Below are 24,158 nucleotides of genomic sequence, written 5' to 3' on the forward strand. Positions count from 1 at the left end.
GACACCGGGGTAATCCGTGAAAAAGCTCTCCGCACGACGACGCCATCCGCTGGCGGCGGTCGTCGTTCTACTCCTCGCGCTGGCGGCCACTGGGGGGCTGTACGCTGCGTTCGCGCCCGCGGGCAGGGCGCAGGCCGATGAAACCGCCCAGTCCCTCGCCATCGAGGAGGGCAAGAAGCTCTACGCCGTGGGCTGCGCAAGCTGCCACGGAGCCGGCGGTCAGGGTTCCTCTGACGGCCCGAGCCTGGTGGGCGTCGGCTCTGCCGCCGTCGACTTCCAGGTGAGCACGGGCCGTATGCCCGCCCAGCAGCCCGGCGCCCAGGTGCCGAAGAAGCCGAACATCTACACCCAGGCGCAGATCGACCAGCTCGCCGCGTACATCGCCTCCCTCGGAGCCGGCCCGATCACGCCGACCGAGAAGCAGTACGACCCGGCCGGGGCCGACATCGCCAAGGGTGGCGTGCTGTTCCGCAACAACTGCGCCCAGTGCCACAACTTCACCGGTGAGGGCGGTGCCCTGACGCACGGCAAGTACGCCCCGAACCTCGAGGACGTGTCCCCGAAGCACATCTACGAGGCCATGCTCACCGGCCCGCAGAACATGCCCTCCTTCCCGGACAGCACCATGCCGGAGAAGGAGAAGAAGGACATCATCGCGTACCTCCAGACCATGAACAGCGACAAGTCCGAGAGCCCCGGCGGCCTCAAGCTCGGCGGCCTCGGCCCGGTCAGCGAGGGCCTGTTCGGCTGGATCTTCGGTCTGGGAACGCTCATCGCTGTCGCCGTCTGGGTTGCGGCCCACACCGCTAAGGCCAAGAAGTCATGAGTAGCCAAGACATTCCCGAAGAGAAGCACCTGCCGACCGAGCAGGGCGACGCGCACCACGGTGGCGTGGCGGTGGCGGACGACCCGTTCGCCGACCCCGGCCTGCCGGCCCACAAGCCGCGCATCCAGGACATCGACGAGCGGGCCGCGAAGCGCTCCGAGCGCACGGTGGCGCTGCTGTTCACGGTGTCGATGCTCGCCACGATCGGCTTCATCGCCTCGTACGTGGCCATCCCCGTGGACAAGATCGTCTACATCTGGCCCTTCGGCCACGTGAGCGGTCTCAACTTCGCCCTGGGCCTGACCCTGGGCCTGGCGCTGTTCTGCATCGGCGCGGGGGCGGTCCACTGGGCCCGCACCCTGATGTCCGACGTGGAGGTCGCCGACGAGCGCCACCCGATCGCCGCCGAGCCGGAGGTCAAGGCGAAGGTCCTCGCGGACTTCGCCGACGGTGCGCGCGAGTCCGACATCGGCCGCCGCAAGCTGATCCGCAACACGATGATCGGCGCGCTGGCCATGGTGCCGCTCTCCGGCCTCGTCCTGCTGCGCGACCTGGGCCCGCTGCCCGAGGACAAGCTCCGCAAGACCGCCTGGGCCAAGGGCAAGCTGCTCATCAACCAGAACACGATGGAGCCGCTGCGTCCCGAGGACGTCGCCGTGGGCTCGCTGACCTTCGCCCAGCCCGAGGGGCTGGAGGAGACGCAGCACGACTACATGTCGGAGATCGCCAAGGCGGCCCTGATGATCGTCCGCATCCAGCCGGACGACATCAAGGACAAGAAGGAACTCGAGTGGTCCCACGACGGGATCGTGGCCTACTCGAAGATCTGCACCCACGTCGGCTGCCCGATCAGCCTGTACGAGCAGCAGACGCACCACGTGCTCTGCCCGTGCCACCAGTCCACTTTCGACCTCTCCGACGGCGCCCGCGTCATCTTCGGCCCGGCCGGCCACGCCCTTCCGCAGCTGCGGATCGGTGTGAATGACGAAGGCTTCCTCGAGGCGCTCGGCGACTTCGATGAGCCCGTCGGTCCTGCATTCTGGGAGCGCGGATGAGCACTGCCACCGAGACGCGCAAAGCGCCCGCGGGCGAGCGCGTAGCCGACTGGGCCGACGGCCGGCTGGGCATCTACAGCCTGGCCAAGGCCAACATGCGCAAGATCTTCCCGGACCACTGGTCCTTCATGCTCGGTGAGATCTGCCTCTACAGCTTCATCATCATCATCCTCACGGGTGTGTACCTGACGCTGTTCTTCCACCCGAGCATGAACGAGGTCGTGTACCACGGCTCGTACGTGCCGATGCAGGGTGTCCGGATGTCCGAGGCCTACGCCTCGACCCTGGACATCAGCTTCGACGTCCGCGGCGGTCTGCTCATCCGGCAGATCCACCACTGGGCGGCGCTGATCTTCGTCGCGGCGATGCTCGTGCACATGATGCGCGTGTTCTTCACCGGCGCGTTCCGCAAGCCGCGCGAGGTCAACTGGGTCTTCGGCTTCCTGCTGCTGGTCCTCGGCATGTTCACCGGCTTCACCGGCTACTCCCTGCCGGACGACCTGCTCTCGGGCACCGGTGTCCGCTTCATGGAGGGCGCGATCCTGTCCGTGCCGATCGTCGGCACGTACATCTCGTTCTTCCTCTTCGGCGGCGAGTTCCCCGGCCACGACTTCGTGGCGCGGTTCTACTCGATCCACATCCTGCTGCTGCCCGGCATCATGATGGGCCTGCTCGTGGCCCACCTGATCCTGGTCTTCTACCACAAGCACACCCAGTTCGCGGGTCCCGGCAAGACGAACAACAACGTCGTCGGCATGCCCCTGCTGCCGGTGTACATGGCCAAGGCCGGAGGCTTCTTCTTCCTGGTCTTCGGTGTCATCGCCGCCATCTCCGCGATCGCCTCGATCAACCCGATCTGGGCGCTCGGCCCGTACATCCCGGACCACGTGTCCACGGGTGCGCAGCCGGACTGGTACATGGGCTTCTCCGAAGGCCTGATCCGTGCGATGCCCGGCTGGGAGATCAACCTGTGGGGCCACACCCTCGTCCTGGGCGTGTTCGTCCCGCTGATCATCTTCCCGCTGGTCCTGGTCGCGATCGCCGTGTACCCGTTCGTCGAGTCCTGGGTCACCGGGGACAAGCGCGAGCACCACATCCTGGACCGCCCGCGCAACGCCCCGACCCGCACCGCCTTCGGTGTGGCCTGGCTGACCTGGTACTTCATCCTGCTGATCGCAGGTGGAAACGACATGTTCGCGCAGTACTTCCACCTGTCGATCAACTCGATCACCTGGTTCGCGCGCATCGGCTTCTTCGTGGGCCCGGTCATCGCCTTCGTCATCACCAAGCGGATCTGCCTGGGCCTCCAGCGCCGCGACCGCGACAAGGTGCTGCACGGCCGCGAGACCGGCATCATCAAGCGGCTCCCGCACGGTGAGTTCGTCGAGGTCCACGAGCCCCTGTCGCCCGGCCAGCTGCACACGCTCACCTCGCACGAGCAGTACAAGCCGGCCGAGATCGGCCCGACGGTCGACGAGAACGGCGTCGAGCGCAAGGTCGGCCGCCTGGAGAAGGTCCGCGTCAAGCTCAGCAAGGGCTACTTCGGCGAGGACAACCAGATTCCGAAGCCCACGGCGGAGGAGTACAAGGAGATCCAGAGCGGCCACGGCCACCACTGATCCCCGCACGGCAGTGAGCCGGTCCGCGCGGTCCGGCTGAAAACCGATCGCCACGGTGAGAGCCCCGTCCACACGCTGGACGGGGCTCTTCGCCGTTCCCGGGGGCTGGATAGGCTGAGGCCCTTCGTATCCGGCTGTGGACCCAGGAGTGGACCATGAACGTTGTGACCCCGGCAGGCGGCGACAGCGTGGCGGGCCCGACCTGGCCCGGCGTACTCGACGCCCTGCTCGGCGGCAGGGACCTGACCTCCGACGAGACCGCCTGGGCGATGGACCTGATCATGCGCGGCGAGGCCACGGACGCCCAGATCGCGGGCTTCGCGGTGGCGCTGCGGGCCAAGGGCGAGACCGTGGCCGAGATCGCGGGCCTCGTCCGCACCATGTACGCGCACGCCAACGTGATCGAGGTGCCGGGCCGCACCGTCGACATCGTGGGCACCGGCGGCGACGGCGCCAAGACCGTCAACATCTCCACCATGTCGGCCATCGTCGTGGCCGGTACGGGCGCCAAGGTGGTCAAGCACGGCAACCGGGCCGCCTCCTCCGCGAGCGGGGCCTCCGACGTGCTGGAGAAGCTCGGCGTCAACCTGGACCTGACCCCGCAGCGGGTGGCGCAGGTAGCCGAGGAGGCCGGCATCACCTTCTGCTTCGCGGTCAAGTTCCACCCCGCGCTGCGGTACGTGGCCAAGGCCCGCAAGGAGCTCGGCATCCGCACCACCTTCAACTTCCTCGGCCCGCTCACCAACCCGGCCCGGGTCCGCTCCCAGGCCACCGGGGTCGCCGACGCCCGGATGGCCCCCATCGTGGCCGGGGTGCTCGCCGAGCGCGGCTCCTCCGCCCTGGTCTTCCGCGGGGACGACGGGCTGGACGAGCTGACCACCACCGCGACCTCCCGCGTGTGGTGGGTGCGCGAAGGGCGGGTGCACGAGCAGGCCTTCGACCCGCGGGACGTGGGCATCGGCCTCGTGGACGTCTCCGCCCTGCGCGGCGCGGACGCCTCGTACAACGCGGACGTGGCCCGCCGGCTGCTGGCCGGGGAGACGGGCCCGGTGCGGGACGCCGTCCTCCTGAACTCCGCCGCCGCCCTGGTGGCCGTCGAGCCCGGCGGGGGCCCGCTGGAGGAGCAGATCGAGGCCGGGATCGCCCGGGCGGCCGAGTCGATCGATTCGGGCGCCGCCCGCGCCGCCCTGGAGCGCTGGGTGGCCGCCAGCAACGCCTGAGGCCCGCCCGCGAGGCCGTGCCGCGCCGAACCCCGGTCCGCCATGTGGACCGGGGTTTGCACATGCTGGGACGTGTGGCAGGATGCTGCACAGGTCACGAGTGACAGCGTTTAGGCCCCGGCTTGCTGTCCGGCAACCCTCCGTCCGTGGCGGGGTGCCCCGGGTGATGACCAGGTCGCAGGCAAGAGCCTGGCGGCAAGCGCGGACCCCTCGAACCACCAGGGGTCCTGGTCAGTCGAGGAGCGGTTTTCGTGAGCAAGCGAATGCGATAGGCGCGTAGCGCCCCTTCTTCACCCCTCCGTACGGGCACCGGTCCGTTCCGTGCGTCGAGGCAACCCCCTTCCGGGCAGCGGGATTTCCCCCGCCCTTCGGCGTACCGCCGTGCCCGCGGACGGGTGTTGCGAAGCCATTCACCTTCTTTCTCCCGGGAGACCCCGCCATGTCCGCGTACCCGCACACCGCCGCCACCGCCACCGCCGACTGCGCCCCCGCCGGGGCCGAGGCCTCCTGCACCGGCCCGCTGCCCGTGCTCGGCCGGGACGTCACCGTCCCGCTCGTGACCGGCGGGGAGGTCACGTACGCGGCCCTGGACTACGCGGCCAGCGCCCCGGCCCTGCAGCGCGTGTGGGACGACGTGGCGGCGTACGCCCCCTACTACGGCAGCGTGCACCGGGGGGCGGGCTACCTCTCCCAGCTGTCCACCGACCTGTTCGAGCAGAGCCGCGCCGCGGTCGCCGAGTTCCTCGACTGCCGCGCCGACGACCAGGTCGTCTTCACCCGCTCCACCACCGACTCCCTGAACCTGCTCGCCCAGACCCTGCCCGCCGGCTGCGAGGTGTTCGTCTTCGAGACCGAGCACCACGCCTCGCTGCTGCCCTGGCGCGACGCCCGCGTCACCTACCTCGACGCCCCCCGCACCCCGGCCGCCGCCGTCGAGACCCTGGAGCGGGCGCTCGCGGCCCGCGACCCCTACGGCCCCGCGCTGGTGTGCGTGACGGGCGCCTCCAACGTCACCGGCGAGCTGTGGCCCGTACGGGAGCTGGCCGCCGCGGCCCACGCGCACGGCGCCCGGATCGTCCTGGACGCGGCCCAGCTGGCCCCGCACCACCCGGTGTCCGTGCAGGAGCTCGACGTGGACTGGGTGGCCTTCTCCGGCCACAAGCTGTACGCGCCCTTCGGCTCCGGGGTGCTCGCGGGCCGCGCCGACTGGCTCCAGGCGGCGGACCCCTACCTCGCGGGCGGCGGAGCCTCCCGCAAGGTCTCCCGCCGCGAGGACGGCGGTGTGGCCGTCGAGTGGCACACCACCGCAGCGCGGCACGAGGCCGGCTCCCCGAACGTGATCGGCGTGTACGCCGTCGCCTCGGCCTGCCGGGCCCTGACCGAGGCCGGGTTCGACCGGCTCGTCGCGCGGGAGCAGGAGCTCGTGCGCCGGGTCCGCGCGGGCCTCGCGCAGGTCCCGCAGGTGAAGGTGCTCTCCCTCTTCGGCGAGGACGCCGCCCGGGTCGGGGTGATCTCCTTCGTCGTGGACGGCTGGAACAGCTCCCACTTCGCCGCCGCCCTGTCCGCCGAGTACGGGATCGGCGTCCGCGACGGCCTGTTCTGCGCCCACCCGCTGGTACGCACCCTGCTGGGCGGCGAGAGCCGGGAGCCGGGGGAGTGCGGGGCGCCCGAGGGCGAGACCGGCGAGCGCTCCCTGAACGCCATCCGCGTCAGCTTCGGCGCCGGAACCCCCGACGAGCACGTCGAGCGGTTCGTGCGCGCGGTGCGCGAGCTGGTCGCCGACGGGGCCAAGTGGCAGTACCGCACCGAAGAGGGCCGCTGCGTCCCGGCCGTCTGAGCGGGTCGTGCGGGCCCGCGGGGCCCGGTGGAAATTGCCTGGCAGGGCGGGAACGGGGGGCCTACCCTGCCCAGGTGATCACGATGAACGGGCGGGCCGCGACCATCGCCTTCTGGGAGGACGTCAGGGCCCGGGAGTACGCCGTACCGGCCGGCGCGGACCCGGGGGAACTGGTCCGGGGCCTCTCGCGGGCCCTGGCCGACCCGGACCCGGAGGTCCGCGACGGGGCCGCCTACTCCGTCCTGTCGACGTGGATAGCCCGCGGGGTCGTCGGCCCGGAGGCGCGCCTCGCGCTCGGGGACGAGATGGCGGCCCGGTTCGCGCACCCGGAGGTCCAGGCACGCACGTTCGCACCGCTGGTGCTGGACATGCTCGTGGGCGCGGGCGACTTCCGGGCCGCGTGGGTGGACGCCTTCGCGGACTGGTACCCGGCCGAGACGGACCTGCGGGGGCACGACGCCGCACGGGGCTGGCTGCACGCGGTGGCCCACGGGGCCGACCTGCTGGGGAGCTTCGGCCGGCGGCCGGAGGTGGCGCCCGCCCGGATGCTGGTGCTGGCGGCGGACCGCCTGCTGGTGCGCACCGGCCACGTGCTGGAGCAGCGGGAGGACGACCGGCTCGCGCTCGCCGCCGGCCGGATCCTGGCCCGCCCGGACCTCACCCGCGAGCAGGCGGTGGGCTGGCTGGCCCCGGTGGCCGCCGATCTGGCCGCCTGCGGCCGGGGACCCGTCCCGGCCTACGTCTCCAACACCCTGCGCACGCTGCGGGCCCTGTACGTGCTGGTGGACCGCGGGGTCCCGGGGGCGCCCGGGGCCGCGGGGGGCCGGGGGCCCGGGCGGGAGCCGGTGCCGTGGGCGGCCGAGGTCAAGCGGGCGCTGGCCGCGGCGCTGGACGCGCTCGACCGGCGCTGAGCGCGTCCCGCGCCGGTCAGGCGTCCAGGCCGATCGCGAAGGCCGCTTCCAGGTCGTGCTGGGAGTAGGTGCGGAAGGCCACGTGCGTGTCGGTGGCCTCGACCCCGGGGATCTTGCTGATGCGGCCGGGGATGATGTCCGCCAGGTCGTCGTGGCGGGCCACGCGGACCAGGGCGATCAGGTCGTACGTACCCGTGACCGAGTACACCTCGCTGACGTTGTCCAGCGCGGCGATCGACTCGGCGATCTCGGGGATCCGGTCCACGCTGGTCTTGATGAGCACGAGAGCGGTGATCACGGCTTGCTGTCTCCCTCGGTGGCCGTCGCTGGGCTCCTCACTCTAGCCGTACGCCGGTAGACCACCCAGGCGTACCCGCAGCCCAGGGCGAAGCCCACGAGGTGCGCGAGGTACGCGACTCCGGGGCCGCTGCCGGCCCGGTGGGCGGCCAGTCCCTGGAGCAGGAACCAGAAGACCAGCACCACCCAGGCGGGGAAGCGCAGCGGCAGGAAGAGGAGGAACGGGAACAGGCTGGTGACCCGGGCCCGCGGGAAGAGGACGAGGAAGGCGCCGAGGACGCCCGAGATGGCCCCGGAGGCGCCGACCAGGGTCCGGGCGGAGTCCGCGTTGGCGGCGGCGTAGGCCACCAGCGACAGGTAGCCGCAGACCAGGTAGAAGACGGTGAACGCGGCCCGGCCCATGCGCTCCTCCGTCATCACCCCGAACACGTGGAGGAAGAGCATGTTGCCCAGCAGGTGGAGCCAGCTGCCGTGGATGAACAGGGCGGTCAGCGGGGTGAGGGCGGTGCGGACGGAGGCGGTGAACAGCTCGTCGGGCACCACGCCCCAGCGCCGCAGGTACGCCGTCTGGGCCTCGAGCAGGGCCTCGCCGGTGCCGTAGAGGGGGGTGAGCCCCGACAGCGGGCCCAGGAGGAAGACCGCGGAGCACCCGGCGATCAGGGCGTGGGTGACCACGGGGCCCGCTCCCCATTTTGCGATCATGCGCAGAGCATCCCGTACGGGGAGGAAGGGGACGGGTTGCCCCGCCGCGTCTCGGATGCAGGACGGTGGCCCGCACGGGGGCGCCGCAAGGCCGTAGGGTTACGAGCTGTACCCGGAGCACCCCGCAGCACACCTGAGGAGAGATCGGCCTGATGACGGTTCCCCTGCCGACCGACACGACGCGCTGGCGCTGCACCCTGTGCGGCAACCTGACCCGGTTCGACGTGACCCGCTCGTCGAAGGTGGTCGAGTACGTGCACCTCGACCTCGCCGGTGAGCCCAAGGTGGAGGAGCGCGAGGTGGTGAGTGAGACCATCGAGTCGGTCCGCTGCCGCTGGTGCAACGCGGTGGACCAGATCGAGCTCGTGGACAGGCCCGGCGCCGAGTCCTGAGCGGGCAGGTGCCAAGGACGTATTTCTGACGGTAGGGGTGACGGATCGTGGAGCCTGACAGCGGCGCGGGCGACGCCGCCGACGTGCTCGACCGCCCGCTGCCGGAAGGCGTGCGGCGCCGGGTCGTCGCTATCGTGTCGGACGCCTTCGGCGGGCTGACGGTCGCCGACCTCCCGGCGCAGCTGCGCCAGTACGCCCGGTTCACGCCGACCCGGCGCGCCAAGTTCGCGGGCAACGCGATGGCGGCGGCGCTGGAGGGCGACCCCGTCTTCCGCGGCCGGATCGGCGAGAAGCTCAAGGAGTCCCAGCCCGAGCTGGCCGCCGCCCTGGAGTCCGGGGCCCCGCCGGCCGCTGCCGATCCGCTCGACGTGGCCGCCGCGGCCTACGTGCTGCGGCCCGCGGGCTGGGTCAAGCTGGTCGCCGCCGCCGGCGAGGAGGCGCAGCGCGCCGATGCCGAGCGGGTGGGCCAGGAGAGCCGCCGGGAGCTGGAGCGGCTGCGCCAGGAGCTCGCCGCACTGCGGGAGCAGCAGCGCACCGGCGGCGAGCACCTGCGCCAGGAGCTGGAGGCGGCCCGCAAGGAAGCCGAATCGCTTCAGCGCAAACTGCGCAGCGCCCTCAACGACGTCAAGCGCGGCGAGGCGGCCCTGCGCAAGTCGGCCGCCGAGATCGACGGGGTCCGGGCCGAGGCGGCCGCCCAGGTCGCCGCCGCCGAGAGCGAGGGCCGGCGGCTCAAGTCCCGCCTGGCCGAGGCCGAATCCTCGCTGGAGGCGAGCCGCCGCTCGGTGCGCGAGGGCCGCAGCATCGAGGACATGCGGCTGCGGCTGCTCCTCGACACCGTGCTGGAGGCCGCGCAGGGGCTGCGGCGCGAACTGGCCCTGCCGCCCGCCTCGGTGCACCCGGCCGACACGGTCGACGCGGTCGAGCCGGGCCGGATGACCCCGAAGGACATCGCGGCCCGCGCCCTGTCGGAGACCGATCCGGCGCTGCTGGACCAGCTGCTGGCCCTGCCGCAGGCGCACCTGGTCGTGGACGGCTACAACGTCACCAAGACGGGCTATCCGACGATGCCGCTGGAGAAGCAGCGGCTGCGCCTGCTCGGCGGGCTGTCGATGCTGGCCGCGCAGACCGGCGCCGAGATGACCTGCGTCTTCGACGGGGCCGAACTCGCCGCCCCGGTGCTCCTCGCGCCGCCGCGCGGGGTGCGGGTCCTGTTCTCGAAGCCCGGGGTGACGGCGGACGAGCTGATCCGCCAGCTGGTGCGGGCCGAACCGCCCGGCCGGCCCGTGGTGGTGGTGTCCACCGACCGCGAGGTGGCCGACGGGGTGGCCAAGGCGGGTGCGCGCCCGGTCGCTTCGGCGATGCTCCTGAAGCGGCTTTCGCGCATCTCGTGACGTACGCGCATTTCGTGGCGTACGGGCGTCTCGTGGCGTAAGTGCGTCTCGTGACGTAAGGCCGTCTCGTAACTCCTGTTCTATATGCCCGATTTCGCGGAACGCTCGGTCAAGTGGCCGCTACTGCGCGTGGGCTGCGGGCAAAAAGACTTGCGGTACGACGATATTTTTCTCATCAGGATTTGAAGTGATCACAGTCGGGTCACTAGGGTCGGGCTTCAAACCTTCGTGCGGTTGATCACTCATTCGGGGTGGCGGGCGGAGGTCCGCCGAGTCTGCAGTCGTTCGGCGGCTCTAGGAAGAAGGAGATCGCCCCCGTGGCGTCCCACCGTCGACCCAAGCAGCCGAACCGCACCCGCGTGACCGTGCTCACCGCCACTGCCGCCGCTGCCGTCGCCCTCACCTCCCAGACCGCCACCGCCGCCCCGGCCAAGCCCGGCAAGGACGAGGTCAAGGCCAAGGTCGACGCGCTCTACGAGGAGGCCGAGCAGGCCACCGAGAAGTGGAACGGCGCCAAGGAGCAGCAGGAGAAGCTCGAGAAGCAGATCGGGCAGCTCCAGGACAAGGTCGCCCGCGGCCAGGGCGAGCTCAACGAGCTCCGCTCCACGCTCGGTTCGATGGCCAGCGCCCAGTACCGCTCCGGCGGCATGGACGGCTCCATCCAGCTCTTCCTCTCCGCCGACCCGGACGACTACCTCGAAAAGGCCTCCGTCCTCGACCAGCTGACCTCCCAGCAGGCCGACGCCGTCGCCCAGATCCAGGCCAAGCAGCGCAGCCTCGCGCAGCAGCGCCAGGAGGCCGCCGGCAAGCTGAAGGACCTCGCGGACACCCGCAAGGAGCTCGGCGAGAAGAAGCAGCAGGTCCAGGCGAAGCTCGCCGAGGCGCAGAAGCTGCTCAACAGCCTGACGGCCGAGGAGAAGGCCAAGCTGGAGCAGGAGGAGGACCGCGCCAGCCGCGCCGGCGGCGGCGACCGCCCCGACCTCGGCAACGTGAAGGGCTCCGGCCGCGCGGGCGCCGCCCTCGCCGCCGCGAAGACCAAGGTCGGCTTCCCGTACGTCTCCGGGCACGAGGGCCCCGGGTCCTTCGACTGCTCGGGCCTGACCCAGTGGGCGTACCGGCAGGCCGGGGTCCGCATCAGCCGCGTCACCTACACGCAGGTCAACGACGGCGTGCGGATCAGCCGCAGCCAGCTCCAGCCCGGCGACCTGGTCTTCTTCTACGGCGACCTGCACCACGTCGGCCTGTACGCGGGCAACAACATGACCCTGCACGCCTCGAACCCGCGCAGCGGCGTCAAGTACGAGTCGATGGACAACATGCCGTTCCAGTTCGGCGTCCGCGTCAGCTGACCCCGCAGGCGTCCGGCCCGTACGGCCGGGACGCGCCCGACACCGCCCATCCGGGCGAATTGCGGCACCCCGAACTGACCCCGCGCCCCGCCGGTGACCTGTGTTCTCCGGCGGGGCGTCACTCTGCGTGGCGACAGGGGTCGTTGGTGGGGGTGTGGTCGCAGGGCTACTGTCTGCCAGCGCGGATCCCGGAACGCGTCCGTCCACGGGGGGCGGACACGGGCCCCGCGCAGCGGAAGGGAGTGCGGCTTCCTGTGGCGTCCCATCGCCGGCCCGGACCGGGCCCGGACCTGAGCACCAAGGTCACCGTGCTGTCCGCGGCCGCGGCGACCGCCGCCGCCGCGCTGACGGCAGCCCCCGCCGTCGCGGCGCCGCACGAACCGCCGCAGGGCGCGCGGGCCGCGGTGGACCGGCTCTTCGAGCAGGCCGAACAGGCCACCGAGCGCTACAACGCCGCCGGCGAGCGGGCGGGCAGGCTGCGGGCCGAAGTACGCCGGATCCAGGACGCGGTGGCCCGCGGCCAGGACCGGATCAACACCATGCGCGGACTGCTCGGCAGCTACGCCGGGGCCCAGTACCGCTCCGGCGGGGTCGATCCCGCCGTCGCGCTGATGCTCTCCGAGGACCCCGACGGCTACCTCGACAAGGCCGCCGCCCTCGACCGGCTCACCAGCCGCCAGGCCGGACAGCTCGCCGAACTCCAGGGCGAGCGGCGCCGGCTGGCCCAGCAGCGCGGCGAGGCCTCCCGCAAGCTCGGCGAACTCGACCGGCTGCGCGCGGAGGTGGCCCGGCAGAAGCGCTCCGTCACCGCGAAGCTGGCCGCGGCGCGGCGGCTCCTCAACGAGATGCCCTCGGAGGAGCGGGCCGCCTTCGAGCGGTCCTCGCGCTCCGGGCGCGGCGAGCCGGTGCCCGAACTGTCCGGTGCGGGGCCCTCGTCCGGGCGGGCCGCCGCGGCCGTATCCGCGGTCCGGGCCGCCATCGGGCGCCCGTACGTGTGGGGGGCCACCGGGCCCTCCGGATTCGACTGCTCCGGGCTGATGGTCTGGTCGTACCGGCAGGCCGGGGTCGCCCTGCCCCGCACCTCCCAGGCCCAGCGCCAGGCCGGCCGCCACGTCCCGCTCTCGGAGGCCCGCCCCGGCGACCTCGTCACCTACCGCGGCGACGCCAGCCACGTGGCCATGTACGTGGGCAACGGCCAGGTCGTCCACGCCCCGTACCCGGGCGCCCCGGTGCGGTACGACCCCGTCGGCATGATGCCGGTGTCGGCGGTCACGCGGGTCTGAGGCACTGCGGGGCTGCGGGGCTGCGGGCGGTCCGGCCGGGTCGGCCGGGAACGCGGTTCGGGTCGGTCTGCGGGGAACGCGGGGCCGCAGGGGCGCGCGTACGATCGGCCGGGTGACGGGACGGGGTGGCGGACGGCGCCGGGCGGCGGTACGGGGGCGGGTCCTCGCGGTGCTCCTGTGCCTCCTGGTGCTGCTCCCGGCCGTCGGCTGCGGCGGGCCCGGGTCCGGGTCCGCGACCGGCGGGGCGGGCGCCGGGGAGGAGGGCGGGGCGCGGCTGCGGGCACAGGTGCAGGCGGTGCTCGCCCGCTGGTCCGCGGCCCTGCTGGCCCGGGACGAGGCCCGCTACCTCGCCGAGGACCGGCGGCCGCAGGCCCGTACCGCCTTCGCCCGGCTCGCCGGGGTGCCGCTCGGCTCCTGGGAGTACGCCGTCACCGCCGTCCGCGCGGACGGCGCCGGCCGCACCGAGGCCACGGCGGAACTGCGCTACCGGCTCGCCGGGTACGACACCGCCGCCCCCGCCACCGCCCCCCGCCGCGTCGAACTCACCGCAGGCGGCCCCGGCGGCTGGCTGATCGCCGGGGACGGGCCCGCCGCCGGAGCCCAGGAGCTGCCCTGGGACCAGGGCCCGGTGACCGCGGTGGCCGGACGGCGGGTGCTCGTCCTCGGCACGGGGCAGCCGGTACCGCTGCTGCGCTCGGTCGCGGCCGCCGGAGACCGGGCGGTCCCCGCCGTGTCGGCCGCCTGGCCGCGGCCCTGGGCGGGCCGCGCGGTGCTCGTCGTCCCCGCCTCGCTGGAGGCCATGGCCGCCCAGCTGGGCTCCCCGCCCGACACCTACCGCGGGATGGCTGCCGTCACCACCGGCCGCACCGGCACGGGCCCGGCGCCCGCCGACCGCGTCGTACTCAACCCGCAGGCGTACGGGGAGCTCTCCGCGGCGGGCAAGGAGATCGTGCTCACCCACGAGACCACCCACGTGGCCACCCGCACCGCCACCGCCGCCGCCACCCCCGTCTGGCTCTCCGAGGGCTTCGCGGACTGGGCCGCGTACCGCGGCACCGGGCGCGGGCCCCGGGAGGCCGCCCCGGCGCTGGCCCGGGCGGTGCGCGGCGGCCGGGCGCCGCAGCGGCTCCCGGAGAACGGCGACTTCGCCTTCGGCGGGGACGCCGAGCAGCTCGCCGTCGCGTACGAGAGCGCCTGGACGGCCTGCCGGCTGATCGCGCAGCGCTGGGGGGAGGAGCGGCTCGCCGCCTTCTACGAGGCCGCGGGCCGGTCGGGCGCGGCCGCCGCCTTCACCCGGGTCCTCGGCACCGACGAGCGGGCCTTCACCGACACCTGGCGCCGCGGGCTGCGCTCCGCACTCGGTACGCCACCAGCTTGAACCGGGCTCCGGGCGGGGGTGGGTCGCCGGGTGTGGGGGAGTCTCCCGCTCCGGGCAGGGGTGGCCCGCCGGGTGCCGGGGAGCTGCCGGGTGCGGGGGAGTCGCCGGGTCCGGCTGTGTTGGCGGGCCCGGCTGGGCCGCCGGGTGCGCTCGGGCTGTCGGGTCCGGTTGCTTCGACGGGTCGGTCTGGGCCGCCGGGTCCGGCGGGGGCGGGGCTGTTCCGTCGGCCGTGCCGGGGCAGGGTGCGGCGTAGAGCCGGGCGGGCTGCCGGGCGTGGCGGGACCGCCGGGACCGTGTCCCGCCACAGCGCCCGGCAGGCCGCGAAGCAGGCCGCCACCAGCAGGGCGTTGCGGGCGAACAGGGCCGCCAGGCCCGGCCAGCCGCCGTGGACCACGTCCGCGAACAGCAGCGGGAACTCCAGGAACGTCAGCGGCACGGCCGCCCCCACCAGCCCCACCGCGCCCGTCATCCGCGTGGACCGCAGCGCCAGGCACACCGCCCCCAGCCCCACCAGCCACACCATGTACTGCGGGCTGATCACCCGGCTGGTGGTGGTGAACAGCAGGACGGCCGTGAACGCCGCGTCCGCGACCGTGTGCGCCCCGAAGGACCGGGCCCGCAGCCGCCAGTACAGCAGCCAGCCGAACGCCAGCAGCGTCAGCGCCAGCGCGCACCGGCCGGCCAGGGGCACGTACGGGCCCAGGAACTCCACCGAGCCGTAGTTCAGCTGCACCCGCCCCGGCCAGCCCAGGGCCCGCGCCACGTGGAAGAACAGCGCGCCCAGCGACTCCACCTCCGTACCGCGGTCCCGCTGGAACGCCAGGAACGACAGGGCCCCCGGCATCGCCGCCGCGAAGGCCAGCACCAGCAGCGCGGCGGTCAGCGCCGCCCACAGCGCCGCGGCCCGGCTGCGCACCCCCGCCAGCAGCAGCACCGGCCACACCTTCAGCACCGCCCCCAGGCCGATGAGCGGGCCCCGGACCCGGGGCAGCAGCAGGGCCGCCACCGCCACCGCCGTCACCATCAGGTCGTAGCGCGCGTACACCGTCGGGCCCAGCAGCGGCAGGCCCGCCACCCAGGCCCAGGCCCCGGCCCGGCGCCGTCCCGGCCGCCGGGACTCGCGGACGAGCAGCACGGTCACCGCCGCGTCCGCCGCCAGGCAGAGCACGAAGAACGCGGACGCGTATCCGAGGAACGGCAGGAGGGCGGGGGAGAGCACGGCGAGGGCGGCCCCGGGCGGGTACTGCCAGGTCACGTCGTCCAGGGGGAACGTCCCCGTCCGCAGGACCTGGTACCAGCCCTGGTAGATCACGTGGACGTCCGTCGACACGTCGGGGCCCGGCAGCACCAGGACCCGGAACACGCACAGGAGCAGCAGGGCCCGGGTGGCGGCCCAGACGGTGGGGAGCATCGCGCCATGATGCCGCCGGGCGGCCCCGGGAGCCGTGAAGCACGGCCGTTGGGTACTGTCGCAGACGATGACGATGCACAAGACGCTGATCGTGACCAACGACTTCCCGCCCCGCCCCGGCGGCATCCAGGCCTTCCTGCACAACATGGCGCTGCGCCTGGACCCGGACCGGATCGTCGTCTACGCCTCCACCTGGAAGCACTCGGCGGAGGGCCGGGAGGCCACTGCCGCCTTCGACGCCGAACAGCCCTTCACGGTGGTCCGCGACCGCACGACGATGCTGCTGCCCACCCCGCGGGTCACCCGGCGGGCCGCCGGGCTGCTGCGCGAGCACGGCTGCGAGTCCGTGTGGTTCGGCGCGGCCGCCCCGCTCGGGCTGATGGGCCCGGCCCTGCGCAGGGCCGGGGCCAAGCGGCTCGTCGCCACCTCGCACGGGCACGAGGCCGGCTGGGCGCAGCTGCCCGCCGCCCGGCAGCTGTTGCGGCGCATCGGCGAGGGCACCGACACGATCACCTATCTGGGCGAGTACACCCGCTCCCGGATCGCCGGGGCCCTCACGGACGATGCGGCGGCGCGCATGGTGCAGCTGCCGCCGGGCGTGGACGAGAAGACCTTCCACCCCGACTCGGGCGGCGCGGAGGTACGGGCCCGGCTGGGGCTGTCGGACCGGCCCGTGGTCGTGTGCGTCTCGCGGCTGGTGCCGCGCAAGGGGCAGGACACGCTGATCCGGGCCATGCCCCGGATCCTGGCCGAGGTGCCCGACGCCGTCCTGCTCGTCGTGGGCGGCGGCCCGTACGAGAAGGACCTCCACCGGCTCGCCGCGCAGACCGGGGTCGCGGACTCGGTCCGCTTCACCGGCGCCGTGCCCTGGGCGGAGCTGCCGGCCCACTACGGCGCGGGCGACGTCTTCGCCATGCCCTGCCGGACCCGGCGCGGCGGCCTCGACGTGGAGGGCCTGGGCATCGTCTACCTGGAGGCCTCCGCCACCGGCCTGCCCGTGGTCGCCGGCGACTCCGGCGGCGCCCCGGACGCCGTGCTCCACGGCGAGACCGGCTGGGTGGTCCGCGGCGGCAGCCCGGAGGAGTCCGCCGACCGCATCACGGCCCTGCTGAAGGACCCTGAGCTGCGCCGCCGCATGGGGGAGCGGGGGAGGGCGTGGGTCGAGGAGAAGTGGCGCTGGGACCTGCTGGCGGAGGGGCTGGAGGGGCTGCTTTAGGGGTACGGGTGCCCGGCCCCGGCCCCGGCCCCTGGTGCCCGGGGTCGGGGCCGAGGTGTGGGTCGTGGCGGGGTCGGCTGCGTGGCCGGGTGGGGGCGTCCCGCCATGCGTGACGGTGTTTCCGGGGCGGGGCGCCCCCCGAAAGGGAAACGCCCAGGGGGACCGGGACCGTCCCCGGTCGGTGTCGGCCCCGCTGATCCCGTCCATCGGGCCCCCGCCCTTCGGGCGGAAAAGACCACAGGCCACAGGCCGCCTTCGATCGCTACACAGCCGCGGCCGTCTCAGCGGCCTCCGGACCGGCTCGGGCTGCCGCCGGGCCGGCCCTGCCGCCTCGCGGCAGAGGTGGGCTTGTCGTGCTCCGAGTCTCGTCCAGCGGATCGCGGAATCCGGGAGGCGGCCTTGGGGCCGGCGGCCCATGCTCGAAGGGACGGGCTTTTCGTGGGCCGTCCGGGTGGCGGGCGGGGCGGGGTCCGGTGGAGGTGAGTGGTGATGGCGGGCGTGGATGCGGGGGCTGACGCGGGTGCCGGTGCAGACGCCGGTGCGGGTACGGAAGCCGATCGGGCGCTCAAGGCCAAGCACCGGCGGATGTGGGCCCTCGGGGACTATCCGGTCCTTGCGGCCGGGCTGCTGCCCGAGCTGGGGGAGGTGCTGGTTGAGGGGTGCCGCATCGGGGACGGGGACCGGGTGCTGGACGTTGCGGCGGGCAGTGGCAACGCCGCCCTCGCGGCGGCCCGGGCCGGGGCCTCGGTGGTGGCCTCGGACCTGACGCCCGAGCTGCTGGAGGCGGGCCGGGAGGCCGCCCGGGCCGCCGGGGTGGAGCTGGAGTGGCGCGAGGCCGACGCGGAGGCGCTGCCCTTCGAGGACGGCGGGTTCGACGCCGTCATCTCCTGTGTCGGGGTCATGTTCGCCCCGCACCACGGGGCGGCGGCCGCCGAGCTGCTGAGGGTCTGCCGGTCCGGCGGCCGCATCGGGCTCGTGGCGTGGACCCCCGAGGGGTTCATCGGGCAGCTCTTCGCGGCGATGAAGCCGTACGCGCCCCCGCCCCCGCCCGGCGCGCAGCCGCCGCCGCTGTGGGGGCGGGAGGAGCACGTGCGGGAGCTCCTGGGGGACGGGGTGACGGGCGTACGGGCCGAGCGGCGCACCCTCCGGGTGGACCGCTTCGCCGAGCCCGAGGACTTCCGGGAGTTCTTCAAGGCGGTGTACGGGCCGACGATCGCCGTGTACGGGAACATCGCGGGGGACGCGGAGAGGACCGCTGCCCTGGACGAGGCCCTCGCCGGGCTGGCCCGCGGGGCCATGGGCGACGGCGGGGCGATGCAGTGGGAGTACCTCCTCTTCACGGGCACGAGGAGGTAGGGGCCGGGGGTAGGGGGCCAGGGGTAGGGAGGCCCGCCGGCGGGGCGCGTTTCTGACTGTCTCTCAGATTCCTGTCCATGCCGATCAACCGCACCAACGTGACCGTCTACCGGCACGACCTCTTCGGCGGCAGCCGCGCCTTCGCCGACGATTTCACCTACCACCCGCCGGGCGGCTGCGTCCTGGGGCGGGCCACCGACGCGTACGGCAGGGTGCGCGGGTACGACGGCCTGTACGTGACCGACGGCTCGCTGGTCCCCGGCAGCCTGGGCGTGAACCCCTTCGTCACCCTCACCGCGCTCGCCGAGCGCAACCTCGCCCGGGTGCTCGCCGACGACCCGCGCTGAGCGGACCCCCGGCCGCCGGGCGGCGGGCCCCGGCCGGGGTGCGGGCCTCAGCTGGTGTAGAGCGCCTCGATCTCGTCCGCGAAGTCCTTCGCGACCACGTTCCGCTTGAGCTTCAGCGAGGGCGTGATGTGGCCCGACTCCTCGGTGAACTGGGAGGCGAGGATCCGGAACTTCCGCACCGACTCCGCCTTGGAGACCGCGGCGTTGCCGTCGTCGATCGCCTTCTGCACGGTCGCCAGCAGCTCCGGGTCCTCGCGCAGGGAGGCCGCCGTGGAACCGGCCGGCTTCCCGTGCTCCTGGGCCCAGCGGCCGAGGAACTCCTCGTCCAGGGTGACCAGCGCGGCGACGAACGGCCGCGCGTCGCCCACGACCATGCACTCCGCGACCAGGGCGTGGGCGCGGATGCGGTCCTCGATCACCGCGGGAGCCACGTTCTTGCCGCCCGCGGTGACCAGGATCTCCTTCTTGCGCCCGGTGATCGCGAGGAAGCCGTCCTCGTCCAGGGTGCCGACGTCGCCGGTGTGGAACCAGCCGTCGGTCAGGGCCTCGGCGGTGGCCGCCTCGTTCTGCCAGTAGCCCTGGAAGATGTGCTCACCGTGCAGCAGCACCTCGCCGTCGTCGGCGATCCGCACCACCGAGCCGGGCAGCGGCTGGCCGACCGTACCGATCTTCTGCCGGTCCCAGGGGTTGAAGGCGGTGGCCGCGCAGGACTCCGTCAGGCCGTAGCCCTCCAGGACGGTGAAGCCGATGCCGCGGAAGAAGTGGCCGAGGCGCTCGCCCAGCGGGGCGCCGCCGGAGATCGCGTACTCGCCGCGGCCGCCGAGGACGGCGTGCAGCTTCGAGTAGACGAGCTTGCCGAAGAGCTTGTGCTTGAGGCGGAGCCCGAGGCCCGGGCCCGAGGGGGTGTCCAGGGCCCGGCTGTACGCGATGGCGGTGTCGGCGGCGGCGTCGAAGATCTTGCCCTTGCCGTCGGCCTGCGCCTTGGCGCGCGCCGAGTTGTAGACCTTCTCGAAGACCCGCGGCACGCCGAGGATCAAGGTGGGCCGGAAGCCCGCCAGCTCCTCGGTCAGGTTCTTGATGTCGGGCACGCAGCCCAGGCGGATCGGCGCCAGCACCGAGGCCACCTCCACCAGCCGGCCGAAGACGTGCGCGGCGGGCAGGAAGAGCAGCACCGAGCACTCGCCGGTGCGGAACAGCGGCTTCAGGCGCTCGACCACGTTGCCGCACTCCGCGAAGAAGTTGCGGTGCGTGAGCACGCAGCCCTTGGGGCGGCCGGTGGTGCCGGAGGTGTAGACGATCGTGGCCGGGTCGTCGGCGTTCGCCAGCGAGCTGCGCTCGTCGACGAGCTCGTCGGAGACCCCGGTGCCCGCGGCCCGCAGCTGCTCGACGGCTCCGGCCTCCAGCTCCCAGACCTCGGCCAGCGCCGGCAGGTGCCCGCGCAGCCCGGCGAGGGCCGCGCTGTGCGAGGGGCCCTCGACGATCGCGGCAACGGCGCCCGAGTCCCCGAGGATCCACTGGATCTGCTCCGGCGAGCTGGTCTCGTACACCGGCACGGTCACGCCGCCGGCGGTCCAGATCGCGAAGTCGGCCAGGACCCACTCGTAGCGGGTGCGCGAGATCAGCGCGACGCGGTCGCCGGGGCCCACGCCGGAGGCGATCAGGCCCTTGGCGACGGCGCGGACCTCGGCCAGGAACTGCACGGCCGTCACGTCCTGCCACACGCCGTCGACCTTGCGGCCCATGACGGCGGTGTCGGGATGCTGAGCTGCGTTGCGGCGGATGAGATCCGTCAGATTCCCGTCCGACGGGACCTCGTAAAGGGCCGGAAGGCTGAACTCGCGCAAGACTGCTGCTCCTCTGGGCGCCATCGCCACGATGCGGACCGACCGGACGTTACCCACCGGTAGTGGGTTCCGGATAGAGGGAACCGGCCAGATGTTCCGTGCGTCACACAACGCGCTCTTTCCTGGCCGACAGTAGTCGACGCGTTCTGCGACTCGGAAGTAACCGCAGGTAGGGCGGCCGGTTCCGGTTGCGCCGCCGCAGGTCGGGGGTACTGCCGGGGGGTACGCCGGGCACCGGCGCAGACCGGCCGCCGGGCCGCCCCGCAGGCCCCCGGGGCCGCCCCCGTCACCGCAAGGAACCCCCTTCCGGCCCCCGCACCCGCCCCCCTAGGGTGATCGGCATGGGTGGAACGAGGCGGAGCACACGGGTCCACGTCGTCAGCGACGTCCACGGCAACACGGAGGCCCTCGCCAGGGCGGGCGAGGGCGCCGACGCCCTGATCTGCCTCGGCGACCTGGTCCTCTTCCTGGACTACGCCGACCACTCCCGCGGGATCTTCCCCGAGCTCTTCGGGGTCGAGAACGCCGACCTGATCGTCCGCCTGCGCACCGAGCGCCGCTTCGACGAGGCCCGCAGGCTCGGCGCCCGGCTGTGGGCCGGGCTCGACCGCGAGGCCGTGATCGAGGGCGCGGTGCGCAAGCAGTACGCCGAGATGTTCGCGGCCTTCCCCACCCCGACCTACGCCACGTACGGCAACGTGGACATCCCCGCCCTGTGGCCCGAGTACGCCGGACCCGGCACCACCGTCCTCGACGGGCAGCGCGTGGAGATCGGCGGCCGGGTCTTCGGCTTCGTCGGCGGCGGACTGCCCTCCCCGATGCGCACCCCGTACGAGGTGGACCCCGAGGAGTACGCGGCCAAGGTCGAGGCCCTCGGCGAGGTGGACGTCCTCTGCTCCCACATCCCGCCCGAGGTCCCCGAGCTCTGCTACGACACGGTCGCCCGCCGCTTCGAACGCGGCAGCGAGGCCCTGCTCGCGGCCGTCCACCGGATCCGGCCGCGGTACGCGCTCTTCGGGCACGTCCACCAGCCGCTCGCCCGGCGGATGCGGATCGGGGCCACCGAGTGCGTGAACGTGGGGCACTTCGCCTCTACGGGGAGGCCGTGGGCCCTGGAATGGTGACGGGCGCCGTGCGCGGTAGCCTTCACGCGGCGGCGGGTGGCAGCCGCCTCCCTCCCCTGGCAGGCCCGCCCCGCTGCCCCACCCGACTGCCCCACCCACGTACGAGGAGAGCCCCAGCGATGTCGGAACACACCAGTTCGAGCATCACGATCGCGGCCGCCCCGGCCGAGGTCATGGCCGTGATCGCCGACTTCGCCCGCTATCCGGAGTGGACCGGCGAGGTCAAGGAGGCCGAGGTGCTGGCCACGGACGCGCAGGGGCGCGCCGAGCAGGTGCGGCTGCTGCTGGACGCCGGGGCGATCAAGGACGACCACACGCTCGCGTACACGTGGAGCGGCGGGGACGAGGTCAGCTGGACGCTGGTCAAGTCGCAGATGCTGCGGGCGCTGGACGGGTCGTACCGGCTGGCTGCGCGGGACGGGGGCGGGGCGACGGAGGTCACCTACCAGCTGACCGTCGACGTCAAGATCCCGATGCTCGGCATGATCAAGCGGAAGGCCGAGAAGGTCATCATCGACCGTGCCCTGGCCGGCCTGAAGAAGCGCGTCGAATCCGCCTGACCGGTTCCCGCTGCGCGGGGCCTGTTCCCCTACCCGCCCCTTCCCGAAACCGGGGACAAGCCCCCGGACCCCCGGACCGTGCGCTCCGCGCCCGGTGCGCTCAAACGCCGCGCAGGCTGGATACCTCCAGCCTCGCCGGCGTTTGAGGCGCGGGGTCTGGGGCGGAGCCCCAGGAACGGGAACGGGCGGGGTGGGGAACAGGCCCCGCGCAGCGGACCCGGGTCGCGACAGGCGTACGTACACAGCACGGAGCACCATGCGCACCCTCCTCGTCACCGGCCCCGGCGGAGCCGGCCGCAGCACCGTCGCCGCGGCCACGGCGGCCGCCGCCGCCCGCCAGGGCCACCGCGTCCTGCTGACCGGCACCGACCTCCCCGCTGCGGACCTCCCCGGCGTCACCACGGCCCGCCTCGACCCCGACGCCGAGTTCCGCGCCGAGGTCACCGCCCTCCAGGCCCGCGGCACCGCCGTCCTCGACCTCCTCGGCGCCCGCCCGCTGGCTGCGGAGGAGCTGGCCGCCGTACCCGGCGCGGAGCAGTTCGCCCTGCTGCGCGCCCTGCGCCGGGCCGCCGACAGCGGCGCGTACGACCTGCTGGTCGCCGACCTGCCACCGGTCCGCGAGGCCGTGGACCTGCTCGCCCTCCCCGCCCGGCTCCGCCGCTACCTGCGCCGGCTGCTGCCCGCCGAGCGCCAGGCGGCCCGCTCGCTGCGCCCCGTGCTCGCCCAGCTGGCCGGCGTGCCCATGCCCGCGCAGTGGCTGTACGAGACCGCGGCCCGCTGGGACGAGGAGCTGGCCGCCGTGCAGGCGGTGGTCGAGTCCGCGGACACCTCGGCCGTCCTGGTCGCGGAGCCCGGGCCGGCCGGAGCCGCGGCCGTCCGCACCGCCGTGACCGGCCTCGCCCTGCACCGGCTGCCGCTGGGCCTGCTGGTCGCGAACCGCGTGGTCCCGCAGGACGCCGCCGACCCCTGGGCGGCGGGTGTCGCCGCCCAGCAGAAGGCCTGCCTCGCCGAGTGGGCCGACCTCGCGGCGGGCCCCGCGGGCCCCGCCGCGCTCCGCGGGCTCCCGCACCTGGGCCGCGATCCGCAGACCGCCGCCGACCTGGCCCTCCTGGACCCGGCCGCCCTGCCCGATCCGGCGCTCCCCGGCCCGGCCCGCCCCGCCTGGCCGGTGGAGGACCGGCGGGCCGGGGAGGGCATCCTGGTGTGGCGGCTGCCGCTGCCCGGGGCCGTGAAGGAGGGCCTGGACCTGGTGCGGCGCGGGGACGAACTCCTGCTCACGGTCGGCCCGTTCCGCAGGATCGTTTCCCTGCCCTCCGCCCTGCGCCGCTGCACCGTCACGGGGGCCGCGCTGCGCGAGGGGGAGCTGAGGATCCGGTTCGCGCCGGACCCCGGACTGTGGCCCGCGGAGCGCTGAACGCCGTGCGTCCGTTCGGGTAAGGTCGAAGGGCAGAACCCGCGCGGCCCGTCCCGCCGCAGCCCCAGGGAGTCGCCATGAGCGAGGCATCCGACCGCCCCACCGACGACGACGCCTGGGCGAAGGCCTGCGCCGAGGACCTCGCCGCCGAGCAGGCGCGCATCCGCGCCGAGCGGGCCGCCCGCGGCGGCTCCGCGGGCGCCGGTGCGGGCAGCGCGGCCGAGGAGCTGTTCAAGCTGGTCGAGGCCGTGGCCGACAAGGTCTCCGGACTGGGCAACCCGCTCCTGGGCACGGCCGCCCAGGGCGCCGTACGCCAGTTCGTCAACCAGGCGAAGGCCGCGGTGGAGCCCGTCATCGAGCGCAATCCGCAGGTCTTCGACCACCTCGCCGCCGCCGGCTCCGAGCTGCTGGCCGCCTACCGCTCCGCCGTCGAGGGCCACGAGAGCCGCTGGACCAGGGACGCGCAGGGCACCCGCGGCCCGAAGCCCCCCGCCGGACCCGGCGGCCCGGGCCCCGGTCCCGAGGACGGCGGTCCCGCCGGCCCGGAGCGCATCGACCTCGACTGAGCCCCCGCCCCCTCGGGTACGGTTGGCCCTGGCGGGGTTTGACCGGAAACCGAGGGACTA

The 24,158-nt window shown here is 73.8% G+C and carries 20 protein-coding genes, 2 pseudogenes and 1 riboswitch; of the genes and pseudogenes, 18 read left to right on the plus strand and 4 right to left on the minus strand.

Going from position 1 to position 24,158, the window contains the following annotated elements; translation table 11 throughout:
• The first annotated feature begins 16 nt into the window (after positions 1-16).
• The 6 genes from qcrC (at position 17) to ACZ7JZ_RS04625 (ending at position 7,468) form a co-directional block, all read left to right on the plus strand.
• Positions 17-826 (plus strand): cytochrome bc1 complex diheme cytochrome c subunit, encoded by an 810-nt coding sequence (gene qcrC, locus ACZ7JZ_RS04600; protein ID WP_470933115.1) that lies wholly within the window; start codon positions 17-19, stop codon positions 824-826.
• A complete protein-coding gene (gene qcrA, locus ACZ7JZ_RS04605; protein WP_470933117.1) occupies positions 823-1,881 on the plus strand; it encodes a cytochrome bc1 complex Rieske iron-sulfur subunit in 1,059 nt (352 codons plus the stop codon). Before qcrC ends, qcrA begins: the two co-directional genes overlap by 4 nt.
• On the plus strand, positions 1,878-3,500 hold the full coding sequence (qcrB, locus tag ACZ7JZ_RS04610) for a cytochrome bc1 complex cytochrome b subunit (protein WP_470933119.1): 1,623 nt from the start codon (positions 1,878-1,880) through the stop codon (positions 3,498-3,500). Before qcrA ends, qcrB begins: the two co-directional genes overlap by 4 nt.
• Before the next feature lie 155 nt (positions 3,501-3,655).
• Positions 3,656-4,720 (plus strand): anthranilate phosphoribosyltransferase, encoded by a 1,065-nt coding sequence (gene trpD, locus ACZ7JZ_RS04615; RefSeq protein WP_470933121.1) that lies wholly within the window; start codon positions 3,656-3,658, stop codon positions 4,718-4,720.
• A gap of 92 nt (positions 4,721-4,812) precedes the next feature.
• Positions 4,813-4,928: riboswitch (SAM riboswitch) on the plus strand.
• A gap of 231 nt (positions 4,929-5,159) precedes the next feature.
• On the plus strand, positions 5,160-6,557 hold the full coding sequence (locus ACZ7JZ_RS04620) for an aminotransferase class V-fold PLP-dependent enzyme (protein ID WP_470933123.1): 1,398 nt from the start codon (positions 5,160-5,162) through the stop codon (positions 6,555-6,557).
• An 83-nt stretch (positions 6,558-6,640) separates the two neighbouring features.
• Positions 6,641-7,468 carry a DUF2785 domain-containing protein gene (locus tag ACZ7JZ_RS04625; RefSeq protein WP_470933405.1) on the plus strand — a complete coding sequence of 276 codons (828 nt, stop codon included), beginning with the start codon at positions 6,641-6,643 and terminating at the stop codon, positions 7,466-7,468.
• Positions 7,469-7,484: 16 nt separating this feature from the next.
• On the opposite strand, the gene ACZ7JZ_RS04630 is transcribed toward ACZ7JZ_RS04625, so the two are convergent.
• Entirely contained in the window at positions 7,485-7,766 is a 282-nt protein-coding gene (locus tag ACZ7JZ_RS04630) for an Lrp/AsnC family transcriptional regulator (protein ID WP_470933125.1), read from the minus strand.
• The gene (locus ACZ7JZ_RS04635; protein WP_470933127.1) at positions 7,763-8,467 is read right to left on the minus strand and encodes a rhomboid family intramembrane serine protease; all 705 of its coding nucleotides are present in this window, start codon (positions 8,465-8,467) and stop codon (positions 7,763-7,765) included. The genes ACZ7JZ_RS04630 and ACZ7JZ_RS04635 overlap by 4 nt, the downstream gene beginning before the upstream one ends.
• A gap of 152 nt (positions 8,468-8,619) precedes the next feature.
• Between ACZ7JZ_RS04635 and ACZ7JZ_RS04640 the strand changes: the two genes are divergently transcribed.
• The 5 genes from ACZ7JZ_RS04640 (at position 8,620) to ACZ7JZ_RS04660 (ending at position 14,260) form a co-directional block, all read left to right on the plus strand.
• Positions 8,620-8,859: a hypothetical protein gene (locus ACZ7JZ_RS04640; RefSeq protein WP_161699610.1), complete on the plus strand. Its 240-nt coding sequence runs from the start codon at positions 8,620-8,622 to the stop codon at positions 8,857-8,859.
• Between the two features lie 44 nt (positions 8,860-8,903).
• On the plus strand, positions 8,904-10,250 hold the full coding sequence (locus ACZ7JZ_RS04645; protein ID WP_470933407.1) for an NYN domain-containing protein: 1,347 nt from the start codon (positions 8,904-8,906) through the stop codon (positions 10,248-10,250).
• Between the two features lie 317 nt (positions 10,251-10,567).
• Positions 10,568-11,599, plus strand: coding sequence for a C40 family peptidase (locus ACZ7JZ_RS04650; protein WP_470933129.1), 1,032 nt, complete (start codon positions 10,568-10,570; stop codon positions 11,597-11,599).
• Between the two features lie 254 nt (positions 11,600-11,853).
• Positions 11,854-12,882 (plus strand): C40 family peptidase, encoded by a 1,029-nt coding sequence (locus tag ACZ7JZ_RS04655; RefSeq protein ID WP_470933131.1) that lies wholly within the window; start codon positions 11,854-11,856, stop codon positions 12,880-12,882.
• Between the two features lie 112 nt (positions 12,883-12,994).
• Positions 12,995-14,260, plus strand: a complete 1,266-nt coding sequence (locus ACZ7JZ_RS04660) for a serine/threonine-protein kinase (RefSeq protein WP_470933133.1) — start codon at positions 12,995-12,997, stop codon at positions 14,258-14,260.
• 235 nt (positions 14,261-14,495) lie between these two features.
• Here the strand turns inward: ACZ7JZ_RS04660 and ACZ7JZ_RS04665 are convergent.
• A pseudogene (locus tag ACZ7JZ_RS04665) lies at positions 14,496-15,671 on the minus strand (glycosyltransferase 87 family protein); the annotation flags it as partial.
• Positions 15,672-15,744: 73 nt separating this feature from the next.
• Between ACZ7JZ_RS04665 and ACZ7JZ_RS04670 the strand changes: the two are divergent.
• From ACZ7JZ_RS04670 to ACZ7JZ_RS04680, 3 genes and pseudogenes are all read left to right on the plus strand, one after another.
• A complete protein-coding gene (locus ACZ7JZ_RS04670; protein WP_470933409.1) occupies positions 15,745-16,887 on the plus strand; it encodes a glycosyltransferase family 4 protein in 1,143 nt (380 codons plus the stop codon).
• Between the two features lie 489 nt (positions 16,888-17,376).
• Positions 17,377-18,243 carry a class I SAM-dependent methyltransferase gene (locus ACZ7JZ_RS04675; RefSeq protein WP_470933135.1) on the plus strand — a complete coding sequence of 289 codons (867 nt, stop codon included), beginning with the start codon at positions 17,377-17,379 and terminating at the stop codon, positions 18,241-18,243.
• Between the two features lie 83 nt (positions 18,244-18,326).
• Positions 18,327-18,590: pseudogene (locus ACZ7JZ_RS04680) on the plus strand (GMC oxidoreductase); the annotation flags it as partial.
• Between the two features lie 47 nt (positions 18,591-18,637).
• Here ACZ7JZ_RS04680 and ACZ7JZ_RS04685 read toward each other — a convergent pair.
• Complete coding sequence (locus ACZ7JZ_RS04685) at positions 18,638-20,434, minus strand: AMP-dependent synthetase/ligase (protein WP_470933137.1); 1,797 nt, start codon at positions 20,432-20,434, stop codon at positions 18,638-18,640.
• A gap of 341 nt (positions 20,435-20,775) precedes the next feature.
• On the opposite strand from ACZ7JZ_RS04685, the gene ACZ7JZ_RS04690 reads away from it, so the two are divergent.
• The 4 genes from ACZ7JZ_RS04690 to ACZ7JZ_RS04705 all read left to right on the plus strand — a co-directional run bounded on the left by ACZ7JZ_RS04690 (position 20,776) and on the right by ACZ7JZ_RS04705 (position 24,098).
• Positions 20,776-21,558, plus strand: coding sequence for a metallophosphoesterase family protein (locus ACZ7JZ_RS04690; protein WP_470933139.1), 783 nt, complete (start codon positions 20,776-20,778; stop codon positions 21,556-21,558).
• Positions 21,559-21,677: 119 nt separating this feature from the next.
• Positions 21,678-22,118, plus strand: coding sequence for an SRPBCC family protein (locus ACZ7JZ_RS04695; protein ID WP_470933141.1), 441 nt, complete (start codon positions 21,678-21,680; stop codon positions 22,116-22,118).
• A 256-nt stretch (positions 22,119-22,374) separates the two neighbouring features.
• On the plus strand, positions 22,375-23,532 hold the full coding sequence (locus ACZ7JZ_RS04700; protein ID WP_470933143.1) for an ArsA family ATPase: 1,158 nt from the start codon (positions 22,375-22,377) through the stop codon (positions 23,530-23,532).
• 77 nt (positions 23,533-23,609) lie between these two features.
• A complete protein-coding gene (locus ACZ7JZ_RS04705; RefSeq protein ID WP_470933145.1) occupies positions 23,610-24,098 on the plus strand; it encodes a DUF5304 domain-containing protein in 489 nt (162 codons plus the stop codon).
• Positions 24,099-24,158: the final 60 nt, after the last annotated feature.

The organism is Streptomyces sp. NPDC038213 (assembly GCF_055600495.1).

What these genes read in the sequence shown, in the direction of transcription:
- trpD (WP_470933121.1), top strand. Translation starts at nt 3,656, where the DNA reads ATGAACGTTGTGACCCCGGCAGGCGGCGACAGCGTGGCGGGCCCGACC.
- ACZ7JZ_RS04675 (WP_470933135.1), top strand. Translation starts at nt 17,377, where the DNA reads ATGGCGGGCGTGGATGCGGGGGCTGACGCGGGTGCCGGTGCAGACGCC.
- qcrB (WP_470933119.1), top strand. Translation starts at nt 1,878, where the DNA reads ATGAGCACTGCCACCGAGACGCGCAAAGCGCCCGCGGGCGAGCGCGTA.
- ACZ7JZ_RS04670 (WP_470933409.1), top strand. Translation starts at nt 15,745, where the DNA reads ATGCACAAGACGCTGATCGTGACCAACGACTTCCCGCCCCGCCCCGGC.
- ACZ7JZ_RS04635 (WP_470933127.1), bottom strand. Translation starts at nt 8,467, where the DNA reads ATGATCGCAAAATGGGGAGCGGGCCCCGTGGTCACCCACGCCCTGATC.
- ACZ7JZ_RS04695 (WP_470933141.1), top strand. Translation starts at nt 21,678, where the DNA reads ATGTCGGAACACACCAGTTCGAGCATCACGATCGCGGCCGCCCCGGCC.
- ACZ7JZ_RS04705 (WP_470933145.1), top strand. Translation starts at nt 23,610, where the DNA reads ATGAGCGAGGCATCCGACCGCCCCACCGACGACGACGCCTGGGCGAAG.
- ACZ7JZ_RS04700 (WP_470933143.1), top strand. Translation starts at nt 22,375, where the DNA reads ATGCGCACCCTCCTCGTCACCGGCCCCGGCGGAGCCGGCCGCAGCACC.
- ACZ7JZ_RS04620 (WP_470933123.1), top strand. Translation starts at nt 5,160, where the DNA reads ATGTCCGCGTACCCGCACACCGCCGCCACCGCCACCGCCGACTGCGCC.
- ACZ7JZ_RS04640 (WP_161699610.1), top strand. Translation starts at nt 8,620, where the DNA reads ATGACGGTTCCCCTGCCGACCGACACGACGCGCTGGCGCTGCACCCTG.
- qcrA (WP_470933117.1), top strand. Translation starts at nt 823, where the DNA reads ATGAGTAGCCAAGACATTCCCGAAGAGAAGCACCTGCCGACCGAGCAG.
- ACZ7JZ_RS04625 (WP_470933405.1), top strand. Translation starts at nt 6,641, where the DNA reads ATGAACGGGCGGGCCGCGACCATCGCCTTCTGGGAGGACGTCAGGGCC.
- ACZ7JZ_RS04690 (WP_470933139.1), top strand. Translation starts at nt 20,776, where the DNA reads ATGGGTGGAACGAGGCGGAGCACACGGGTCCACGTCGTCAGCGACGTC.